This is a genomic window from Micromonospora sp. LZ34, from assembly GCF_052981855.1.
This window is the reverse complement of the sequence record NZ_JBRIQN010000002.1, coordinates 231,774-247,018: the sequence shown is the minus strand read 5'-3', so window position 1 is coordinate 247,018 and position 15,245 is coordinate 231,774. Positions and strand designations below refer to the sequence as shown.

The 15,245-nt window shown below is 74.2% G+C and carries 11 protein-coding genes; 2 read left to right on the top strand and 9 right to left on the bottom strand.

Going from position 1 to position 15,245, the window contains the following annotated elements; translation table 11 throughout:
• Window positions 1-106 precede the first annotated feature (106 nt).
• The 4 genes from ACVCAH_RS03475 to ACVCAH_RS03460 are packed head-to-tail and all read right to left on the bottom strand — an operon-like array spanning window position 107 to window position 3,487.
• Entirely contained in the window at window positions 107-877 is a 771-nt protein-coding gene (locus ACVCAH_RS03475; protein WP_447134566.1) for a sirohydrochlorin chelatase, read from the bottom strand.
• Entirely contained in the window at window positions 859-1,620 is a 762-nt protein-coding gene (locus tag ACVCAH_RS03470) for a phosphoadenylyl-sulfate reductase (protein ID WP_447134565.1), read from the bottom strand. The genes ACVCAH_RS03475 and ACVCAH_RS03470 overlap by 19 nt, the downstream gene beginning before the upstream one ends.
• The gene (locus ACVCAH_RS03465) at window positions 1,617-1,778 is read right to left on the bottom strand and encodes a hypothetical protein (RefSeq protein ID WP_447134564.1); all 162 of its coding nucleotides are present in this window, start codon (window positions 1,776-1,778) and stop codon (window positions 1,617-1,619) included. The genes ACVCAH_RS03470 and ACVCAH_RS03465 overlap by 4 nt, the downstream gene beginning before the upstream one ends.
• Window positions 1,775-3,487, bottom strand: a complete 1,713-nt coding sequence (locus ACVCAH_RS03460; protein WP_447134563.1) for a nitrite/sulfite reductase — start codon at window positions 3,485-3,487, stop codon at window positions 1,775-1,777. The genes ACVCAH_RS03465 and ACVCAH_RS03460 overlap by 4 nt, the downstream gene beginning before the upstream one ends.
• A gap of 357 nt (window positions 3,488-3,844) precedes the next feature.
• Between ACVCAH_RS03460 and ACVCAH_RS03455 the strand changes: the two genes are divergently transcribed.
• Window positions 3,845-5,323 (top strand): glycosyltransferase family 39 protein, encoded by a 1,479-nt coding sequence (locus tag ACVCAH_RS03455; protein ID WP_447134562.1) that lies wholly within the window; start codon window positions 3,845-3,847, stop codon window positions 5,321-5,323.
• Window positions 5,324-5,355: 32 nt separating this feature from the next.
• Here the strand turns inward: ACVCAH_RS03455 and ACVCAH_RS03450 are convergent, their stop codons facing one another.
• The gene (locus ACVCAH_RS03450; protein ID WP_447134561.1) at window positions 5,356-6,903 is read right to left on the bottom strand and encodes a histidine kinase N-terminal domain-containing protein; all 1,548 of its coding nucleotides are present in this window, start codon (window positions 6,901-6,903) and stop codon (window positions 5,356-5,358) included.
• A 25-nt stretch (window positions 6,904-6,928) separates the two neighbouring features.
• A complete protein-coding gene (locus tag ACVCAH_RS03445; RefSeq protein WP_447134715.1) occupies window positions 6,929-7,960 on the bottom strand; it encodes an SIS domain-containing protein in 1,032 nt (343 codons plus the stop codon).
• 188 nt (window positions 7,961-8,148) lie between these two features.
• Here ACVCAH_RS03445 and ACVCAH_RS03440 point away from each other — a divergent pair, with 188 nt between their 5' ends.
• Complete coding sequence (locus ACVCAH_RS03440; RefSeq protein WP_447134560.1) at window positions 8,149-9,981, top strand: tetratricopeptide repeat protein; 1,833 nt, start codon at window positions 8,149-8,151, stop codon at window positions 9,979-9,981.
• A 52-nt stretch (window positions 9,982-10,033) separates the two neighbouring features.
• Here the strand turns inward: ACVCAH_RS03440 and ACVCAH_RS03435 are convergent, their stop codons facing one another.
• From ACVCAH_RS03435 to ACVCAH_RS03425, 3 genes are all read right to left on the bottom strand, one after another.
• On the bottom strand, window positions 10,034-11,044 hold the full coding sequence (locus ACVCAH_RS03435) for a hypothetical protein (RefSeq protein ID WP_447134559.1): 1,011 nt from the start codon (window positions 11,042-11,044) through the stop codon (window positions 10,034-10,036).
• Window positions 11,045-11,060: 16 nt separating this feature from the next.
• Window positions 11,061-13,256, bottom strand: coding sequence for a hypothetical protein (locus tag ACVCAH_RS03430; protein ID WP_447134558.1), 2,196 nt, complete (start codon window positions 13,254-13,256; stop codon window positions 11,061-11,063).
• Window positions 13,257-13,624: 368 nt separating this feature from the next.
• The gene (locus ACVCAH_RS03425; protein ID WP_447134557.1) at window positions 13,625-15,214 is read right to left on the bottom strand and encodes an MDR family MFS transporter; all 1,590 of its coding nucleotides are present in this window, start codon (window positions 15,212-15,214) and stop codon (window positions 13,625-13,627) included.
• Window positions 15,215-15,245 lie beyond the last annotated feature (31 nt).

Below are 15,245 nucleotides of genomic sequence, written 5' to 3'. Positions count from 1 at the left end.
CTTCACGCCCCGGCCGGGTTCACCCGCCGGGGCGTTCTGCTGCCCGGGGCACGCAGGCGCGGTACACGCGCTCGATGTCGCCCCGCACCGCCGGTCGCCGGCGACGTCACGCCGCCCCGGCCATGGCGGGCCGGGCGTCGACCCGGCGCAGGACCAGGTCGGCCAGCTCCGGGGCGTCGGTCAGCGGGTCGGCCACCGCCACCGCCCCGGCGTCCCGGGCCGCCGCCGCCACCGCGTCGTGGAACAGCCCCGGTGCCAGGAAGTAGGCGGACACCGCCACCCGGCGGGCGCCGCCGGCCCGTAGCCGGGCCACCGCCGAGGCGGTGTCCGGAGGAGCCGCCGAGGCGTACGACACCCGGGTCGGCACACCGAGCCGGTCACCCAGCGCGGCGGCCACCCGGCCCACCGAGCACCGGGCCGCCGCGTCCCGGGTGCCCGCCGCCGCCAGCACCAGCGCGTCGAACCGCCCCGGCCCGGCCCCGCCCAGCCGCCGGCCGAGGGCCGCCAGCAGGCCACCGTCCACCTCGCCGTGAGCCGGGCCGAGCACATCGGTCACCCGTACCGCCATCGGCGGGCCGGCCTCCCGGGCGGCCGCGACCGCCGCCGGGATGTCCACCCGCCGGTGGTACGCGGCGGTGAGCAGCAGCGGCACCAGCACCGCCCGGGGATGCCCGGCGGACGCCAGCGACCGGAGCACCTCGGTCGGCCCCGGCTGCGTGTGGTCCAGCCAGCTGGCCAGCACCGGGGTGCCGGGCCGGGCGGCCGACACCGCCCGGACCAGCGCCCGGGTCGCCGCGGCAGCCCGCGGATCACGGCTGCCGTGCGCGACCAGGACCACGGGGTCGGCACCCGACCCGGTCAGACGTGCAGCCCGCACTCGGTCTTCTCGAACATCGCCCAGCGACCGGCCCGCGGGTCCTCCCCCGCCTTGGTGCGCCGGGTGCAGGGCCAGCAGCCGATCGAGCCGTAGCCCTGCTTGAACAGCTCGTTGACCGGCACGTTCCAGCGGGCGACGTAGGCGTCCACGTCGGCCGACGTCCAGGCCGCGATCGGGTTCACCTTCACCTTGCCGCGCCGGGCGTCGAAGGTCACCACCGGCGTGTTCGCCCGGGTCGGCGACTCGTCCCGGCGCAGGCCGGCGGCCCAGGCGTCGTAGCCGGACAGGGCCCGCTCCAGCGGCTCCACCTTGCGCAGCTGGCAGCAGTCGTCCGGGGACCGGTTGAACAGCCGCGGGCCGTACTCGCCGTCCTGCTGGCCGACGGTCAGCCGGGGGCGGATCGACCGCACGTTCACCGGCAGCGTCCGGGCCACCTCGTCGCGGACCCGCAGGGTCTCGGGGAAGTGCAGCCCGGTGTCGAGGAAGACCACGTCCACCCCGGGCGCGACCCGGGAGACCAGGTGGGCCAGCACGGCGTCGGCCATCGAGCTGGTCACGCAGAACCGGTCGCCGAAGGTCTCCGCCGCCCACCGGGCGATCTCCAGGGCGGGCGCCCCCTCCAGCTCCCGGCCGGCCCGCTCGGCCAGCGCGCGCAGCTCGTCGGGGTCCCGCCGGGCCGCGTCCGCCGGCCGCGGGCCACCGACGCCGACCAGTCCGAGGTTCGCCGCGGACACCAGGCTCATCGGGTCACCGCCGTCGACAGCAGGCCGGTGAACCGGACCGTGAACACCCGGGCGCAGGCGTGGCACTCCCAGGCCCCATGGCCCTCCTCGCTCGGCCGCAGGTCCTCCTCGCCGCAGTATGGGCAGTACAGGGGTGCCGCTCGGTGCTCGCTGCTCATCGCAGTTCCTCCTCGTCGACTCTGATCACCCACTGGGCGAACGCCTCGCCCTCGTGCCGGCCGTCCAGGTAGCGGCGGGCCAGCCGTTCCACGTACGCCGGAAGCTCCTCGGCGGTGGTCTTGAGACCGCGCAGCTTGCGCCCGAAGCCGGCGGTCCGCCCCTCGGCCATGCCGAGGCCGCCGCCGAGGTGCACCTGGAAGCCCTCCACCTGCCGGCCGTCCGGGCCGACCACCAGCTGCCCCTTCAGCCCGATGTCGGCGACCTGGGTGCGGGCGCAGGCGTTCGGGCAGCCGTTGAGGTGGATGGAGATGTCCGCGTCGAAGTCGCGCAGCCGCTCCTCCAGCCGGGCCACCAGCTCCTCGCCGCGGGCCTTGGTCTCGACGATGGCGAGCTTGCAGTACTCGATGCCGGTGCAGGCCATGGTGCCCCGCCGCCAGGCCGACGGGCGGGCCTCCAGGCCGATCTCCCGCAGCCTGCCGACCAGCGACTCGGTTTGCTCCGCCGGCACGTCCAGCACCAGCAGCTTCTGGTACGGGGTGAGCCGGATCCGGCCGCTGCGGTGCGCCTCGACCACGTCGGCGAGCCGGGCGAGCTGCGTGCCGGAGACCCGGCCGACCACCGGGGCGGCGCCGACGTAGTGCCGGCCGTCGCGCTGGCGGTGCACGCCGATGTGGTCGACCGGCTTCTCCGGCAGCTCCGGGGCGGGACCGTCGAGCAGGGCGCGGCCCAGGTACTCCTTCTCCAGCACCTCGCGGAACTTCTCCACGCCCCAGTCGGCGACCAGGAACTTCAGCCGGGCCCGGTTGCGCAGCCGGCGGTAGCCGTAGTCACGGAAGATGCCCACCACGCCGGCCCAGACGTCCGGGACCTCGGCCAGCGGCACCCACACCCCGAGCCGCTTGGCCAGCATCGGGTTGGTGGAGAGGCCGCCACCGACCCAGACGTCGAAACCGGGGCCGTGGTCGGGGTGGTCGACGCCGAGGAAGGCGACGTCGTTCGCCTCGTACGGGGTGTCGACCAGCCAGGAGATCGAGGTCTTGAACTTGCGCGGCAGGTTGGAGAACTCCGGGTTGCCGACGTACCGGCGGACGATCTCGTCGATCACCGGGGTCGGGTCGACCAGTTCGGTCTCGGCCACGCCGGCGACCGGGCTGCCGAGCACGATCCGCGGGCAGTCCCCGCACGCCTCGGTGGTCTGCAGGCCCACCGCCTCCAGCCGGCGCCAGATCTCCGGCATGTCCTCGACCCGGATCCAGTGGTACTGGATGTTCTGCCGGTCGGTGATGTCAGCGGTGTCCCGGGCGAACTCCCGGGAGATCTCGGCGACGGTGCGCAGCTGGGCGAGGTCGAGCTGGCCGCCGTCGACCCGCACCCGGAGCATGAAGTGCTCGTCCTCCAGCTCGTGCGGCTCCAGCACGGCGGTGCGCCCACCGTCGATGCCGGCCTTGCGCTGGGTGTAGAGCCCCCACCAGCGGAACCGGCCGCGCAGGTCGGCCGGGTCGATGGAGGCGAAGCCCCGGTGGGCGTAGATGTTCTCGATCCGGGCCCGCACGTTGAGCGGGTCGTCGTCCTTCTTGATCCGCTCGTTGGCGTTGAGCGGCTCGCGGTGACCGAGCGCCCACTGGCCCTCGCCGCGCGGCCGGCGGGGGGCCCGGGCGGGTCGCGCCGTCGGGTCCCCGGGCCGGGCCGGGATGCTGCTGACCGCCATCGCGGCGTCCTCCGTTGTCTGCAATGCCTCGGTGGGGAGCGCGGGACGCGACGGCCGGCCCGTGCGTACGGGCCGTGGACGGCATTGTCGGAGACGGCCGGCGCGGAAGCGCGCCCGAGACGGATGGGTCGGGCGTCGTCAGTGGGCCGGACAGATCGCGCTGCGCACGCGGCCGTAATCGACGTGGCGGCGGGCCACGAAGCGGCGGACGACAGCGGCGGTCATGGGCTCATGCTGCCACACCCCGGGCAGGCCGACCAATGAGCGCGTGCGGGATCCCACATCACGGGCTGGGGTGGGTGGGCGTGTGGGAGGCTCGGGCCCGTGGGCAGATTGTCCGAAAAGTGGCGACCCCGCATGGTCGGTACGGAGCGCGAGCGCCCCCGGCCGGAGCGCTCCGGCCAGCCCCTGCCGGTCTGGCCGTGGCCGGCGCTGCTGACCCTGCTGGTCACCGTCACCGGGATCGACCGGGCCCAACTGTGGCGGGACGAGCTGGCCACCTGGAGTGCGGCCACCCGATCGGTGGGCGACCTGGCCCGGCTGGCCGGCACCATCGACGCCGCGACCGGTCCGTACTACCTGCTCATGCACGGCTGGCTGGCGGTCTTCGGCGACTCGGTGACCGCGCTGCGGCTGCCCGCCGCACTGGCCATGGCCGCCGCGGCCGGGCTGACCGCGCTCCTCGGCCGGCGGCTGGTCGACGCCCGCACCGGCCTGCTCGCCGGCCTGCTCTTCGCGGTGCTCCCCGGCACCTCCCGGTACGGCCAGGAGGCCCGGCCGTACGCGCTGGCCACGTTCTTCGCGGTGCTGGCGACGCTGCTGCTGGTCGAGGCGCTGCGCCGGCCGGGGTGGGCGCGCTGGGCCGGGTACGCCGCCGCGGTGGCCGCGCTCGGGTTGACCCATCTGATCGCCTTCACCCTGCTCGCCGCGCACGCGGTCGGGGTCCTCGCCGCCGGCCGCGCCCCCGGGGCGGCCGGCCGGGGCGCGGCCGGGAGCTGGCGCCCTCCACTGTGCTGGCTGCTCGCCCTGGTGCCGGCCGCGTTGCTGGTGACCCCGCTGGTCCTGATCGCCGGTGGGCAGCGGTCCCGGCAGTTGGACTGGGTGGACACCGCCCGCCCCGAGGACCTGGCGGCGCTGGCCGGCGGGGTGGCGCAGAGCGGCGTCGTGGGCGGGCTGCTGGTCGGCCTCGCCGCGCTCGGGGCGGCCCGGCTGGGCCGGCGCGCCCTGCTGCCCGGGTGCGCGGTGCTGCTGCCGGTGCTGCTGGTCTTCGCCGCCGGCCTCGCGGTGCCCCTCTGGGTGCCCCGGTACCTGGTCTTCGTCGTGCCGTTCGGCTGCCTGCTGGCGGGGGCGGCGCTGGCCGCGGTGCGGCTGCCCGCCGCGCTGGCCGTGGTGGCGCTCGCCGGACTGCTCGGCCTGCCGGACCAGGCGGCGCTGCGCAGGACCCACGAGTGGCCGCGCAGCGCCCCGGTCGACTACCGGGGTGCCGCCCGGGTGGTCGCGGCACAGCAACGCCCCGGCGACGTGGTCGTCTACTCGCCCCGGGAGAGCTGGCTCTTCCTCGACCTGGGTCTCGCCTACCACCTCGGCGACCGGCGCCCCAACGACGTGCTGGTGACGCAAGACCAGGCCCGCCGGGATGACCTGTGGGCGGCCGAGTGCGCGCGGCCGGCGGAGTGCCTGGCCGGCGCGGAGCGGGTCTGGCTGGTGGTGGCCGGGCGGCGGGCCGACCCGGTGGCCGCCGTGCCGGGCGCGAAGGGGGACGCGTTGCGCGGCAGCTTCAGCGTCGAGCAGGTCTGGCCGCGCCCCGGCCTCACCGTCGCCCTGCTCACCCGCTGACCGGACGCCCCGGCCCCCGGGCCGACGGCGGCTCAGCTGGGGGAACGGGGGGCGCTGCGGGCCAGCGGGACGACCAGCACCGCCTCGGTGCCGCCCTGCGCGCCGTCGCGCAGCTCGATCGTGCCGCGCAGCTCGCCGGTGACCAGCGCCCGGACGATCTGCAGCCCGAGCCGCCCACTCTGCTCGGCGTCGAACCCGGGCGGCAGCCCGCGCCCGTTGTCGGTGACCGAGACGTGCAGCTGCTTGCGGAACCGGTGCGCCGAGACCACCACCTCGGGCGCGGCCACCGGGGCCGGCGCCTCCGCCGCGTCCGCCGTGTCGGCCGGTGGGAAGCCGTGCTCGACGGCGTTGAGCAGCAGCTCGTTGAGGACCATCACCAGCGAGGTGGCGATCTCCGCGGGCAGCACGCCGAAGCTGCCCTTGCGCCGCATGCCGACCGTCGACTCGGCCGCCGCCACCTCGGTCGCCGCGCTGGCCACCCGGTCGACGATGCCGTCGAACTCGACCGCCTCGTCGCTGGACATGGAGAGCGTCTCGTGCACCAGGGCGATCGAGGCGACCCGGCGTACCGACTCCTCCAGGGCGACCCGGGCCTCGGGCATGGCCACCCGGCGGGCCTGCAACCGCAGCAGCGCGGCGACCGTCTGGAGGTTGTTCTTCACCCGGTGGTGGATCTCCCGAATGGTGGCGTCCTTGGTGATCAGGGCCCGGTCGCGGCGGCGTACCTCGGTGATGTCGCGGACCAGCACCAGCGCGCCGATCGGCACCCCGGCGGGCATCAGCGGCAGCGCCCGGGTGAGCATGGTCGCGCCCCGGGCGTCGATCTCGCGGCGGGGTGGCGCCTCGCCGCGCAGCGCGGCCAGGATGCCGTTCGCGGCGTCGGTGCCCTCCAGCGGGTCGCCGGCCAGCCGGCGGTGCAGCGCCGCCAGGTCCTCCCCCACCAGGTGCGAGGCGTAGCCCAGCCGCCGGTACGCGGACTGCGCGTTCGGGCTGGCGTAGGTGACCTTGCCGTTGGCGTCCAGCCGGACCAGCCCGTCACCCACGCGGGGCGCGGACGTGGTCTCGCCCGGATGCCGGGGCGGCGGAAAGGTGCCGTCGGCGATCATCTGGGCCAGGTCGTCGGCGGTGGTGAGGTAGTTCAGCTCCAACTGGCTGGGGGTACGCGCGGTGGAGAGGTTGGTGTCCCGGCCCACCACGGCCACCACCTCGCCGGCCGCCCCGTCGGCGGTGCGCAGCCGGACCGGGATCGCCTCGTGCCGGGCCGGCACGTCGCCGTACCAGACCGGGTCGCCCTCCCGCCAGATCCGGCCCTGCCGGTAGGCCACCTCCAGGTGCGCCACCTCCGGCCCGCCGACGATCCGCCCCACCTGGTCGTCGAGGTACGCGGTGGGCGCGGTCGTCGGTCGGACCTGGGCCACGCAGAGGTACGTCCCGTCACCGTCCACCGGCACCCAGAGCAGCAGGTCGGCGAAGGACAGGTCGGACAGCAACTGCCAGTCGCCGGCGATCCGGTGCAGGTGGTCGATGTCGGCCGGGCGGAGGCGGGTGTGCTCCTCGGCGAGGTCGCGCAGCGTGGACACGCTGACCAGCGTGCCACGCCGCGCCTCACATCGTCGCGGTGACCTTCTTGAGCCCCCGGGGGGCGTCCGGATCCTCGCCCCGGGCCAGTGCCAGCGCCAGGGCCAGCCGCTGCAGGGGCAGGATGTCCAGCAGCGGGGCGTACCGCTCGTCGACCTCCGGGACGGCGATCCGGGTGGCGCCCTCGACATCGGCCGAGCCGACCACCACCACGTCGGCGCGGCGCTCGCCGAGCCGGGGCAGCACCTCGCCCATCGACCGGCCGCCGGGCCCGGTGCCGACCACGGCCAGCACCGGCACGTCCGGGTCGGTCATGGCCAGCGGGCCGTGCAGCAGGTCGGCGCCGGAGAAGGCGAGCGCCGGCAGGTACGAGGTCTCCATCAGCTTCAGCGCCGCCTCCCGCGCGGTGGGGTAGGCGTACCCGCGGCCGGTGGTGACCAGCTGGGCGGCGAACCGGTAGCGCGGCGCGAGCTGGGCCGGGGTGGGGTCCTCCAGGGTGCGGGCGGCCAGCTCGGGCAGGGCGGCCAGCGCCGCCCGCTCGGCGGCGGGCAGCGCACCGTCGCCGGCGTGGATCCCCTCCACCAGCATCAGCAGGGCGAGCAGCTCGGCGGTGTACGTCTTGGTGGCGGCCACCGCCCGCTCGTGCCCGGCGGCGATGTCGACGCTGAGCTCGGCGACGCCGGCCAGCGGGGAGTCCGGCGCGTTGGTGACCGCGAGGGTGAGCGCGCCGGAGGCGCGGGCCGCCCGGAGCACCTCGGTGAGGTCGGGCGAGCCGCCGCTCTGGCTGACCCCGACCACCAGCGCGTCGGAGAGGTCGGGCCGGGCGCCGTAGACGGTGACCGCGCTGGGCGAGGCGAGGCCGGCCGGCAGGCCGAGCCGGATCTCGGTCAGGTACGCCCCGTAGAGCGCGGCGTGGTCGGAGGTGCCCCGGGCGGTGAACACCACGTGCCGGGGCCGACGCTCGGCGATCACAGCCGCCACCCGGGCGATCGCCCCGGCGTGTTCGGCGGAGAGCAACCGGTCGTAGCCGGCCGGCTGCTCGTCGATGTCGGCGGCCATCCCGGCCCCTGCACGCGTCACGGAAGCTCCCCCCACTGCGCGTTTGCCGCGCGTTCGCTGCTCAGTCTTGCACGTTTGATCTGGCCTGAGCAATGTAACGAGCACTAGTGCGCAGTCGATCACCACCCCGGTCCAACATCACCTAGGCTTGCCCGACCTCACCGACCAGAAACGACCGAGAGGACGCCGTGTCCGAGGACGACCGCCCGCTACCCGCGGCGGAGGAGCTGGCCCTGGCCCGGCTGGCACTGGAGGCCGGCGACCTGCCGCATGCCGCCAGCCACCTCGCCGGCGCGCTGGCGCAGGCGCCGACCCTGCCCGAGGTGCACGAGATCCTGGCCCGGTTGGCGGCGGCCAGCGGGGACGGCGGCGTCGAACTCTTCCCGCTCGGCCACCGCGCGTTCGTCGGCGCCGTGGTCGCCCGCGCTCACCTGCTCGCCGCCGCCGGGCGGCCGGCCGAGGGGCTGGACCTGCTCGTCGCGGCCACCGGGCACGTGCCGGGCACGGACTGGGCCGGGGTGCCCTGGGTGACCGCGCCGGAGCTGGCCGAACGGCTCGAGCCGGAGCGGACCGCCCGGATCCTCATGCAGGTCTGCGCCGTGGTGCCCGACCCGGTGCCGCAGGCCGGCCGGCCGGCGCTGGCGCCGTACCTGACGCTGGCCCGCAACGCGGTCACCGTGCACCCCGAGCACGCCCTGCTGCTGGGCGCGGCGTCCGCGCTGGCCCGGCGCCTCGACGAGATCGCGCTGGCGATCCGCTGGGCCGCCCGCGGGGTACGCGCGCAGCCGTCGAAGATCGGCGAGGTCTGGCTCGGGTACGCGTACCGCAGCGCCGGGCGCACCCGGGAGGCGCTGGCGGCGCTCGGCCGCGCGGTCGAGCACGACCCCGACGACCTCGCCGTGTACGCGGACATCGCCGGCACGCTGGCCGACAACGGCCGCCTCGACGAGGCGCTGGACTGGATCGACCGCGCCCTGGCCCGCGACCCCACCTTCGACTGCGCCGTGCACACCGCGCACCGGCTGCGGTTCCAGCGCGACGGCGACGTGGCGCACCTGGTCGGGCTCGCCGACTTCGTCCGCGAGCACCCGGACGACTCGCACGAGCACGCCGACCTGGCCGAGTGCTGCCGGAGCCGGCCCTGGCTGGGGCAGGTCACCCCGGCCGGCGGGGCGGTGGTCGACGCACTGCGGCTGGCCCTCGCCGGCGACCCGGTCGGCCCCGGCGCCGCCGTACGGCTGGACGCGCCGGCGCCGCCGAGTGCGATGCGTACGGTCGCGACGGCCGTGCCGGGCCTGCGGGTCGAGGTGGCCGACGTGGCCGACCCGGACCCGCGCGAGCCACGGCGGGCCGACACCCGGCAGCTCTGGCGCTACGACGGCAGCACCGCCGCGCCCGCGGTGCCGGCGCCCTCGACGGAGGCGGCGGAGCGGCTCGCGCAGCTCGCCCACCCGGCCTGGCCGCACCCGCCCGCGGCGTACGACGCGGCGGTCGGCCTGGCCACCCTCGACCTGGCCGACCTGCTCGGCCTGCTGGTGCACCCGCCCGACCCGCCGTCCACCGCGCTGGGCCGGGTGCTGGGCGGCCAGGACCCGTCGCTCTGGGTGCGCTGCGTGCAGGTGTGGGCCTGCCTGGGGCTGCTGCACCACCGCACCGACGAGCCGTGGGCGGAGTCCACCCGGCGCCGGGTGCTGCTCGACCTGGTCTGGGGCGTCGAGGACTGGATCACCGAGGCGGCGCTGTTCGCCCTGGTCACCGCCGCCTGGGTGGACCCGCTGGTCCGCCCGGACGTGGCCGCGGTGGTGGCCGAGCGGCTGGCCGACGTGGCGGCGGTGGCCCGGGTCCGCCCGGTGCCGATCGCCACCTCGCTGGCCCACCTGGCCCTGGCCACCCCGGCGCTGGACCGGGAGACGACCGCCCTCGCCGCCGGCCTGCTCCGCGCCGGGACCGCCGTCCCCCGCCCGCGCAACCCGCTTCACCGCCTCTGGCGCCGCCTCACCCGATCCCTCCGCCGCCCCTGAACACCGGGAGTGCCCGGGCTGGCGCTTCCACCGCCGGCCGGCCCCTACGCGGTCATCGGCCGCTTGTCAGGCGCTCTGCCACGGCGGCGTCGAACCAGTCCCGCAGGTCCTCGGCGGCGGGCGGGGTGCGCGGGTTCCCTGGGTCGGGGTTGCGCAGGTAGTAGACCTTCCCGAGGAGGGGCTTCAGCGCGGTGACCGGCTCGAGGTCGCGGCCCCGCCCGGCCAGCACCGCCTGGCCTTCGTACAGGTATCCCCGGGTTTCTCCGCGCCCCACCTGCCAGCCCAGCTCGGGCACGGCGTGGCGCACACACTCCACGGCGTAGAACGAGACCGCGTCGATCAGCGCGAGGGACTCGTCCGACCAGATGTGCGGCGCGAGGAGCGGGCTGCGTCCGTACCACATCGGCAGGACGGCGTCCGTCGGGCGCTGGAAGACACTTCCGTCCTCGAGTATGACCTTCTCCCGGGGAGCGTCGGCGGGGCGCGGTTGGAGCCGGCCGATGGCCCAGCCCCAGAGCGGGGCCAGGCTTTCGCGGGAGAAGTCGAGCCGTTGCGGGCCAGCGGTCCGGGCGGCCTGGCCGTGCAGCCAGGCGAGCCGCTGGTCCCCGGCGGCGAGGTAGCGCCGCATGTAGTCCTCGGCGGACTCGGCGATGCTGCCGAGGACCATCCCGGTGGGCGTTCGGCCGTCCTCGTCGGGGGAGATCATGTCGAGCACCTGGCGGAGCGGCGCGCCCGTGACATCGCCCTCCTCGACGACGAAGCGGCCGCCGGTCGCCCGCGCCAGCTCCTGCAGCACCTCGACGACCGGGGTCACCGCGGCCCGGAGTCCCGCGGCCGGCCGGAGCGGGTGAGCGTCCCAGATCGAAACCACCAGCTCGCTCACTCCCGTCTCGCCGGGGTGGACGAACCATTGCATGCTGATTCGCTCGCCGTCCCGGACCAGTTCGGCGAACTCCCCGGCGGCAACACCCTCGTGTAGCTCCGGATCGTCGCCGAGCAGCCTGCTGAGCAGGGCGACCACCGTCGCCCTGCTCAGCTCGGCCCCGGACGGGACAACGCCCATCTCCAGGCTCACTGCACTACGCCTCGCTGGGTGCGTGGATCGTAAAATCGATGTTGTTGTTCTTCAGGCACTCCAACAGCGGGGGGTGGATACCGATGCTGTCGAAGGCGGCGCTCGCGAAGAAGTGCCAATGTACCCGCTTGACGTCCTGCCCGTGGACCTGCCTGCCCTCGTCAGTGGTGATCCAGGCGTCCTTGAGGCACTCGTCGATCAGGCTTTCGGTCCAGGTGGGAACACCGGTCTTGACCTCGTGCAACGTCAGCGAGCCGTCGGCGGCGTCCTCCTCGGCGCAGTCGGCCTTCCGCCACTTCGACCCCGCCCGCGGGTAACCCGGCGTGTTCACCTGGTGCTGTGGCTTGCAGTTGCTCAGGATCGTCTTCAGGTACTCCTCGCCGGCGGTGAAGTTCCACTGCGGCGGGACCGCCACGCCCGGCTTGTGGTTGGGCAGCTTCATCGCCTCCTCGATCGACTTCCACTTGGTGCGGTCCCCGCGGGACAGCTGGCGGATGTCGGCGTCACTGAAGCGTGAGCTGCCGGCCAACGCGGTGAAGTTGAAGGTGGTGTCACCGCTCTGGAGGTAGTTGTAGGTCTCGCCGAGGATCAGCTCGAGAGCCAGGTCCTTGACCGCGTCGGAGAGCTCGTCGTAGCGGGTGACGAACCGGACCACGGCGTCCATGCGGTGCAGGTACCGGAGCGCGAACTTGGCGACCTTGGCCGGGATCGCGACAGCGTCGCCCGCGTACGGGATCAGGCCCACGACGCTGAACCCGGCGCTGACCCAGTCGCCGCGAATCGCGGCGGCCACGGCGTCCCGGATGTCGGTGACCGCGCCGACGATCCAGCCGACGACGGGGATGAGGCTCAGGGCTCCGGAGCAGACGTTGCCCGCCAGCCACGCCATCGAGTCCCGCATCGCGAACTCGCCCGCGACCAGGCCGAGCGCGAAGTCGGAGACGTACGTCCATTTGCTGATCTGCTCGTCCGGGCGGCCCGGGTCCAGGCCCTGGGACGCGGCGTTGGCGACCTCGTAGTCGTCGCGCAGACCATCGCCGTCGGAATCCTGGCTGAGGGCGTTGATGGCCCAGTCGTTGACCTCCGTGCCGTCGGAGAGGCCGTCGCCGTCGCTGTCCACGTTGTTCTTGTCGGTGAGGACCTCGTCCTCCGCGATGTCGATGAGGCCATCGCCATCGGTGTCGCTGAGGTTCGGCGCCGGGACGATCGGTGGCACGTCGCCGGGGGCCGGCGGGGCACGCGGCTGGTCGGCGACCAGCGGGTTGCTGCCCCGCGCCACCTCGGTGCCGTCGTTGACGCCGTCGCCGTCGGTGTCGGGGTTGGTGGGCGAGGTGCCGAGGTCCTGCTCCTGGAGGTTGGAGAGGCCGTCGTTGTCGATGTCCTCGGCGCCGTCGGCGATCGAATCCTTGTCGGTGTCGACCGTGTTCGGCAGGGTCCAGCCGGCGAGCTCGGTGATCTCGAACTTGTCGGTCAGGCCGTCACCGTCGGAGTCGACCAGCAGCGGGCTGGCGCCGAACCGCAGCTCCACCACGTCCACGACCCCGTCGTTGTCGTGATCGCCCTCGTAGGTGATGCCGAGGCGGGTCAGCACGTGGAAGCCGTTGCGCCAGGCGTTGCCGGCCTGGATCGTCGCGGGTTCCGGGTTGGCCTTGTAGAGCATCTCGTCGGCCTTGGCCAGGTCGACCTTCGCCGCCGCCAGGTCCGCGAACGCCTCAGTCAGCCCAGCCGGGGCGGGCGCGGGTGGCGGGCTCGCCCGGAACGGGCCGATGGTCGCCTCGGCGTCCTGGATCGCCGCGTCGGCGAGCAGCCGTACGCCGGTGAGCGTCTCCACCAGCGCCCGGACGTGCGCCTGCTCGGCCTCGCCGTTCGGCGGGCTGGCGCCGGTCATCCGGCTCTTGAGGAACGACTCCAGGTGTTGGAGGTTGTCGAACGCGACCTCGCCGTTGGCGTCGCCGTCGAGCCGGGCACCGTCGAAGTAGCGGTTCCCGACATCCGCCAGCACCGGGTCGATCCGGCTGTCCCCGAGCCCGTCACCGACGTACGGGCGCAACGCCTCGGTGGCCTCGGTGATGTACAGCCGGGCGTCCCGCGTGTACTCGGTGGTGGGGATCTTCGCGACCTCCACCTGCCACAGCGGCGTTTCGCTCGCCGTCGCTTCACCGCCGAAGATCGCCAGCTGTGCGACGACGGCTGTCGCCACCGCCGCAGCCAGACTCCTTCGTCGTAACCGCGCATGGATGCGCATAGACACTCCCGCCCATCGGTTGTGGAGCATGGTGACGGGAAGCGCAGTAAAGAAGATCGATGTCGTGTGCCCTGCCAACGCCGCGCTATCGCATTAGCCAGTGTCAATTCGGGCTGTACCGGGCCATAAATAGATTCGTTGATATCTACGTCACCCCGGGGGCCGCTGGAACAGCCATCCGAGCGGCCGGCGGGCGGCCAGCCGGACGACGACGGACAGTCGCGGCACCCGCCGCCCACGAGATGACGGCAACGGTAGGGGCGGGGTGGAAAGGAGGGCGCCGCGCCGGGACTGGCCCGGCGCGGCGCGGAGGTAGCCCGGGGTCAGGCGACCGGGGCCTTGCCGAGGGCGGTCTCGGCCTGGTCGTCGCCGGCGCCCTGGGGTGCCGGGGCGTCGTTGGCCGTCCGCAGCGGGATCTCCTTGATGAACCAGGCCAGCACCGGCACCGCCACGGTGAACAGCACCGCCCACCAGAAGACGTGCGAGATGGCGTCGGCGAGGCCGCCGAGCACCGCCTCCCGGGCCTGTGCCGGCAACTCCCTGAGCTTCGCCAGGTCCATCCCGGCGCCGGCCTCGCCACCGCCGGTGAACGCCCCGCCGGCCGCGGAGTCGGCCAGCCGGTTGGCGAAGATCGCGCCGAACAGCGAGATGCCGAACGAGCCGCCGATCGAGCGGAAGAAGGTGGCCGCGCCGCTGGCCGCGCCCAGGTCCTTCTGCTCCACGCTGTTCTGCGCGATGAGCATCGAGGTCTGCATGAGGAAGCCCATGCCGACGCCGAGCACGACCATGTAGAGCGAGGACTCCACCTTGCCGGTGCGCACGTCGAGCAGGGTCAGCAGCGCCATGCCCGCGGTCATCACCACACCGCCGACGATCGGGTAGATCCGGTAGCGTCCGGTCCTGGTGATCGCCCGGCCGATCAGCAGCGAGACCACCAGCATGCCGAACATCAGCGGGAGCAGCAGCAGCCCGGAGTTGGTCGCCGAGGCACCCTGCACGGTCTGCTGGTACAGCGGCAGGAAGTTCATCGCGCCGAACATCGCGAAGCCGAGCAGGAAGCCGATCACCGAGATCAGCGCGAAGTTGCGGTTGGCGAAGAGCCCGAGCGGCAGGATCGGCTCGGCCGCCCGCCGCTCGACCAGGCCGAAGACGGCCAGCGCGACCAGGGCGAGTGCGGCCAGGCCGAGGATCTGCGGCGAGACCCAGTCGTAGGAGTTGCCGCCCCAGGTGGTGATGAGCACGATCGCGGTGATGCCGACCGACAGCAGCCCGGCGCCGAGCCAGTCGATCCGGTGCTCGGTGCGGTACTTCGGCAGGTGCATGGTGGTGGCGAGGACCAGCAGCGCGACGCCGCCCAGCGGCAGGTTCACGTAGAACGCCCAGCGCCAGGAGAGGTGGTCGGTGATGAAGCCGCCGACCAGCGGGCCGGCCACCATGGCGATGGCCATGATGCCGGCGATCATGCCCTGGTAGCGGCCCCGCTCCCGGGGTGGCACCAGGTCGCCGATGATCGCCATCACGCCGACCATCAGGCCGCCCGCCCCGAGGCCCTGGACCGCCCGGAAGGCGATCAGCTCGACCATGCCGTCGCCCGGGCCGCCGAGGAGGTCGGAGCCGGCCATGCCGCAGAGCGCCGAGCCGACCAGGAAGATCACCACGGAGGTGAGGAAGACCGACTTGCGGCCGTAGAGGTCACCGAGCTTGCCCCAGATCGGGGTGGAGACGGTGGTGCCCAGCACGTACGCGGTGACCACCCAGGTGAAGTGGTCCAGCCCGCCGAATTCGCCGACGATCCGCGGCAACGCGGTGCTGACGATCATGTTGTCGAGCATCGCCAGCATCATGGCGATCATCAGGCCGAAGAGCACGACCCGCACGTTGGGTCGCGGCACGGCCTGGGCTGCCTGAGTCATGGGTAAGCTCCCCCCGAGAAGTTGCGCACTT

Coding starts and splice junctions, on each gene's coding strand:
- ACVCAH_RS03470 (WP_447134565.1), bottom strand. CDS start 1,620: ATGAGCCTGGTGTCCGCGGCGAACCTCGGACTGGTCGGCGTCGGTGGC.
- ACVCAH_RS03465 (WP_447134564.1), bottom strand. CDS start 1,778: ATGAGCAGCGAGCACCGAGCGGCACCCCTGTACTGCCCATACTGCGGC.
- ACVCAH_RS03460 (WP_447134563.1), bottom strand. CDS start 3,487: ATGGCGGTCAGCAGCATCCCGGCCCGGCCCGGGGACCCGACGGCGCGA.
- ACVCAH_RS03455 (WP_447134562.1), top strand. CDS start 3,845: ATGGTCGGTACGGAGCGCGAGCGCCCCCGGCCGGAGCGCTCCGGCCAG.
- ACVCAH_RS03445 (WP_447134715.1), bottom strand. CDS start 7,960: ATGGCCGCCGACATCGACGAGCAGCCGGCCGGCTACGACCGGTTGCTC.
- ACVCAH_RS03435 (WP_447134559.1), bottom strand. CDS start 11,044: ATGGGCGTTGTCCCGTCCGGGGCCGAGCTGAGCAGGGCGACGGTGGTC.
- ACVCAH_RS03425 (WP_447134557.1), bottom strand. CDS start 15,214: ATGACTCAGGCAGCCCAGGCCGTGCCGCGACCCAACGTGCGGGTCGTG.